The sequence below is a fragment of the Phyllobacterium sp. P5_D12 genome (genome assembly GCF_054049495.1).
In genome coordinates this window covers 1-4,495 of record NZ_JBFUMG010000375.1, presented here as the reverse complement: position 1 = coordinate 4,495, position 4,495 = coordinate 1, and the positions used below count along the sequence as shown (strand labels likewise).

Sequence of the window (4,495 nt, the reverse complement as noted above, 5' to 3'; positions counted from 1 at the left end):
AGCAAGAGTCCCGCGGCATCCACGCAGCCGGTCCTCCTCACAGGCGGCAATCCTCAGATCGCGAAGGGCTACGGCGACACCCCGGTGCAGGCCTACATCGCGGCCATGCCGGGCTGGAAAAGCGACGTCGGGCACCGCCTCGACGCGCTCATCGTGCGCACCGTGCCCGGCGTGCACAAGGCGGTCAAATGGAACTCGCCGTTCTATGGATTGGAGGAGAAGACCTGGTTCCTCAGCCTTCATTGCTTCACGAAGTACGTCAAGGTCACCTTCTTTCGGGGCACGTCGCTCACTCCTGTCCCGCCCGGCGAGTCCAAACACAAGGAAGTGCGGTATCTCGATATTTATGAAGGCCAGCTCGATGAGGCCCAGTTCGTCGACTGGGTGAGGCAGGCAAGCGAACTGCCCGGCGAAAAAATGTGAGCAGAAAGTCGCTAGCTACATGCATGACACCACCAAAGGGAGGCGATACCGATGAAGAAGAGCGACTTGAAGGACGGCGAAGGAGGGCACTCTCCGTCTCAGCTGATAGATGCGAGAATCAAGGAGCTGAGCGATTGGCGGGGCAAAACACTCTCCCATGTCCGAGCACTTATCAAGCAAGCCGACCCTGACGTGGTCGAGGAATGGAAATGGAGAGGCGTTCCAGTTTGGTCTCATGATGGAATAATCTGTACAGGTGAGACCTATAAGAGCGTGGTGAAGCTAACTTTCGCCAAGGGCGCTTCGGTCGAAGATCCTTCCGGACTATTCAACTCCAGCCTTGAAGGCAACACCAGACGCGCTATCRATTTGCATGAGGCCGAAGAAATCGATGAAGATGCATTCAAGGCACTCATCCGCGCCGCAATAGCGTTGAACGAGTCAAAGACCCGTAAGGCCTAATTTGATCTTGACCGCAGCTCGCCTGATAGTGATTTCCTCGAGGCTGGAAACATGCTCCAAACGGGCCTACAGTTTGCATACCAGCTTTAATCTCCCGGAGTAAAAAATATGGAAAAACGTCGTCTTGGCCGCAAGGGCCTGTCCATTGCGCCATTGGTTTTGGGAGGTAACGTTTTCGGCTGGACTGCCGACAAAAAAACCTCCTTCGATCTGCTTGACCGCTTTATCGATGCCGGTTTCAACGCGATCGACACGGCGGATGGCTATTCTCGCTGGGTGCCCGGTCATGAAGGCGGCGAATCCGAAACGATCATCGGGGAATGGGTCAAATCCCGCAATGCGCGCGACAAGGTCGTTATCATTACCAAAGTCGGCTCCGACATGGGGCAAGGCAAGAAAGATCTGTCTGCCGCTTACATCGCCAAGGCAGTCGAGGCATCACTAAAGCGGCTGCAGATAGACGCGATCGATCTTTACCTGTCGCACTGGCCCGATCCCGATACACCTTACGAGGAGACACTCGGCGCCTACCAGAAGCTGCTGAGAGAGGGGAAAATCAAATCAATCGGCGCTTCCAATCTCGATGCGGACCAGCTTCGGGCCGCGATCGATGTCTCGGAAACAAAAGACCTGCCGCGTTACAATGTGCTGCAGCCCGGCTACAATCTCTACGATCGTAGCGAGTTCGAAGGCAAGTTGCGCGACCTTTGCATCTCCGAGAATATCGGCGTCATCACGTATTTCGGGCTCGCCAGAGGTTTCCTTTCTGGCAAATATCGCAGCGAAGCCGACTTGGGTAAAAGCCAGCGCGGCGACGGCATCAAACAGTATCTCAACCCGCGTGGTTATCGCATTCTCGCAGCACTGGATAAGGTATCGGCCAAGCACAATGCCAACCAGGCCGAAGTTGCGATCGCGTGGATCATCCAGCGCAAGGGCGTCACGGCACCGATTGCCAGCGCCACCTCGCTCGAGCAGCTGGAAAGCCTTATCCGGGCGGCAGCACTGAAGCTCGACAGCACCGACGTTGCGGAACTCGACCAAGCCAGCGCCTGATCGTTCCCGAAATCAAAGCCGCCGCTCAGTTAAGGTGCGGCGGCTTTTGCATTGAAGCGCGGCACCAAAAAGTCTATTGGAAGCGCATGTCACACAAACCAGTTCATATCGTTGGCGGCGGTCTCGCCGGTTCCGAAGCATCATGGCAGCTTGCCGAGGCGGGTATTCCCGTGATCCTGCACGAGATGCGCCCGGTCCGCGGCACGGATGCGCACAAGACGCAGCATCTGGCCGAGCTCGTCTGTTCCAATTCTTTCCGCTCCGATGACGCCGAAACCAATGCGGTCGGCGTCTTGCATGCGGAGATGCGCCTGGCCAATTCGCTGATCATGGCTTCTGCCGATGCGAACCAGGTGCCGGCCGGCAGTGCGCTCGCTGTCGATCGTGACGGCTTTGCCGAGGCCGTCACCGCCCGCATTGAAGCGCATCCGCTGATTACGATCGAGCGCGAGGAAGTCACCGGCCTGCCGCCGGCTGACTGGGACAAGGTCATCATCGCCACCGGCCCGCTGACGGCGCCATCGCTTGCCGAAGCGATCGGCAACGAAACCGGCGCCGACGCCCTCGCCTTTTTCGACGCTATTGCGCCAATCGTGCATTTCGATTCCATCGATATGGAAATCTGCTGGTTCCAGTCACGCTATGACAAGGTTGGACCGGGCGGCAATGGCAAGGACTACATCAACTGCCCGATGACCAAGGAGCAGTACGAGGCGTTCATTCACGCGCTTGTCACAGGCGACAAGACCGAGTTCAAGGAATGGGAAGGCACGCCTTATTTCGACGGCTGCCTGCCGATTGAGGTAATGGCCGAGCGCGGCCCGGAAACTCTGCGTCATGGCCCGATGAAGCCGATGGGCCTGACCAATGCGCACAATCCCACTGTCAAAGCCTATGCGGTGGTTCAGCTACGCCAGGACAATGCACTCGGGACGCTCTACAACATGGTCGGATTCCAGACCAAGTTGAAATATGGCGCCCAGACCGACATCTTCAGAATGATCCCGGGGCTGGAGAACGCTGAGTTCGCACGGCTTGGCGGACTGCACCGCAACACATATCTGAATTCGCCGCTTCTGCTCGACCCGACTCTGCAGCTCAAAACCCGATCGGGCCTGCGTTTTGCCGGCCAGATCACCGGGTGCGAGGGCTATGTCGAATCCGCCGCCATCGGTCTGCTGGCGGGCCGGTTTACCGCGGCCGAAAGGCTTGGCCAAGCCTATACCCCTCCGCCCGTGACGACGGCTTTTGGCGCGCTGCTCGGTCATATCACCGCCGGGCATCTCGTGACAGATGAGGAACCGGGCAAGCGCTCATTCCAGCCTATGAATGTCAATTACGGCCTGTTTCCACCAATGGAGACGCCAAAAATTGAAGGCAAGCGTCTGCGCGGCAAGGAGAAGTCGAATGCCAAGAAGCGTGCCATGAGCGCGCGTGCGCTGGCTGACTGCCGTACATGGCTCGGCCTTCCGGCTATCGCTGAGGCTGCGGAATAGGCCTAGCGCGTAGAGGCCCTGAACATCGCCCATTGGCGGCGGAGCGGCGAGATGTCGGCAATTTCCGTGGCAGCATTCACACCGCTGGCTTTCAGCTTCTTCAGATAGGTCGGGGTAATCGCCGCTGGCAGATAGGCCGGGCGAAGTGTCACCGGCAACGTCTTCACAGCGTTTTCGAATTTTGCGAAATGATCCCCGGCCAGTGCGATCATCGCATCGATCGCACGCTTGGCCGCTGATTGATCGGAGCCATCCAGCAACACCGTCCCACTGCAGCCAACGGCCGCCAGAATATCGGCGGGAATGTAAATCTGACCGCGGCGGCGGTGCAGTGGCAAGAGGCGCAGCAGACCGGTGATCGCCTGGGCGACGCCGGCATGGCCAGCAACGTTGGCGTGTTCAGTCGCCTTGGTGGCATCCAGCATCAAGGAGGCGAGTTGGATGAGCGCGGAAGCTGTCTCGCCGCAGTAGCCCTCGAGATCGTTACGGCTTGGCATCGGGTCATTGTAGAGGTCGAATATCCGTGCCTCACAATAATTGTCAAAGGCAGCGCGCGGCAGATCATAGGTTTTGATCGTACCCAAAAGCGCAGCGGCGACGGGATTTCCCGACGCTTCACCAAGCTCCGTTCCATTGATGAGATCGCGCCACCATTGCAACCGGATTTCACCCGGCAACGGATCATGAATCAGATCACGAATACGGGCAATTTCGGTGTTGAAAGCAAAGAGCGCTGCCAACGCCCCGCGCTTGTCTTCCGGCGCATACAGCACGGAAAGGTAGCGGTCCGGATCGGCAGCTCGCAACAATTGCAGGCAGTGGGTTTCATTGGCGTTCATAGGCGTGAGATATAGGCGCGCGTTGGATTAATCCACTGCAATCAATGCAGCGGCCACTGCGCGATCCTCCGCCAGCAACACATTGTAGGTCCGCACTGCTGCACCCGTGCTCATCGGATCGGACGATATACGGTGCTTGCGCAATTCGTCGCGCAGTTCCTGCGGCAGCCGCCGCAAGTCGGTCCCCATCCCCACCAGCAAAATTTCGATATCGTCAGC

Annotated in this window: 6 protein-coding genes; 4 read left to right on the top strand and 2 right to left on the bottom strand. The window is 58.2% G+C overall.

The window, feature by feature from the left end; translation table 11 throughout:
- The 4 genes from ACXJ5O_RS19745 to trmFO form a co-directional block, all read left to right on the top strand.
- The coding region (locus ACXJ5O_RS19745; RefSeq protein ID WP_457301383.1) for a DUF1801 domain-containing protein at positions 1-423 on the top strand (423 nt) is incomplete at its 5' end.
- Between the two features lie 51 nt (positions 424-474).
- On the top strand, positions 475-885 hold the full coding sequence (locus ACXJ5O_RS19740; RefSeq protein WP_457301382.1) for a DUF1801 domain-containing protein: 411 nt from the start codon (positions 475-477) through the stop codon (positions 883-885).
- 108 nt (positions 886-993) lie between these two features.
- Entirely contained in the window at positions 994-1,941 is a 948-nt protein-coding gene (locus tag ACXJ5O_RS19735; protein WP_457301381.1) for an aldo/keto reductase, read from the top strand.
- 86 nt (positions 1,942-2,027) lie between these two features.
- Positions 2,028-3,437 (top strand): methylenetetrahydrofolate--tRNA-(uracil(54)-C(5))-methyltransferase (FADH(2)-oxidizing) TrmFO, encoded by a 1,410-nt coding sequence (trmFO, locus tag ACXJ5O_RS19730; RefSeq protein ID WP_457301380.1) that lies wholly within the window; start codon positions 2,028-2,030, stop codon positions 3,435-3,437.
- Between the two features lie 2 nt (positions 3,438-3,439).
- Here the strand turns inward: trmFO and ACXJ5O_RS19725 are convergent, their stop codons facing one another.
- Together ACXJ5O_RS19725 and ACXJ5O_RS19720 are read right to left on the bottom strand one after the other, a co-directional pair.
- Positions 3,440-4,276 (bottom strand): phytoene/squalene synthase family protein, encoded by an 837-nt coding sequence (locus ACXJ5O_RS19725; protein ID WP_457301379.1) that lies wholly within the window; start codon positions 4,274-4,276, stop codon positions 3,440-3,442.
- 27 nt (positions 4,277-4,303) lie between these two features.
- On the bottom strand, positions 4,304-4,495 hold a 192-nt coding region (locus tag ACXJ5O_RS19720; protein WP_457301378.1), incomplete at its 5' end, for an MTH938/NDUFAF3 family protein.

Bases quoted from the DNA above. Each gene is read 5' to 3' on its own strand.
- ACXJ5O_RS19735 (WP_457301381.1), top strand. From the start codon at position 994: ATGGAAAAACGTCGTCTTGGCCGCAAGGGCCTGTCCATTGCGCCATTG.
- trmFO (WP_457301380.1), top strand. From the start codon at position 2,028: ATGTCACACAAACCAGTTCATATCGTTGGCGGCGGTCTCGCCGGTTCC.
- ACXJ5O_RS19725 (WP_457301379.1), bottom strand. From the start codon at position 4,276: ATGAACGCCAATGAAACCCACTGCCTGCAATTGTTGCGAGCTGCCGAT.